Consider the following 514-nt stretch of genomic DNA (forward strand, 5'->3'; position numbering starts at 1 on the left):
AGTTGCAAGGTATAGACCCGAAACCGGGCGATCTATCCATGGGCAGGTTGAAGGTTGGGTAACACCAACTGGAGGACCGAACCGACTGTCGTTGAAAAGCCAGCGGATGACCTGTGGATCGGAGTGAAAGGCTAATCAAGCCCGGAGATAGCTGGTTCTCCCCGAAAGCTATTTAGGTAGCGCCTTATGTATTACCCACGGGGGTAGAGCACTGTGTCGGCTAGGGGGTCATCCCGACTTACCAACCCGATGCAAACTCCGAATACCGTGGAGTACGAGCATAGGAGACAGACGGCGGGTGCTAACGTCCGTCGTCAAGAGGGAAACAACCCAGACCGCCAGCTAAGGTCCCTAAACATGATTAAGTGGGAAACGATGTGGGAAGGCTAAAACAGCTAGGAGGTTGGCTTAGAAGCAGCCACCCTTTAAAGAAAGCGTAATAGCTCACTAGTCGAGTCGGCCCGCGCGGAAGATGTAACGGGGCTCAAATCATGTACCGAAGCTGCGGATCAGT

Annotated in this window: 1 rRNA gene; it reads left to right on the forward strand. The window is 53.5% G+C overall.

Annotation, left to right across the window (positions count from 1 at the left end):
- Window positions 1-514, forward strand: a 23S ribosomal RNA gene (locus tag E1189_RS00485); the annotation flags it as partial.

The sequence above is a fragment of the Parendozoicomonas verongulae genome, assembly GCF_009711465.1.
Lineage (GTDB): Bacteria > Pseudomonadota > Gammaproteobacteria > Pseudomonadales > Endozoicomonadaceae > Sansalvadorimonas > Sansalvadorimonas verongulae.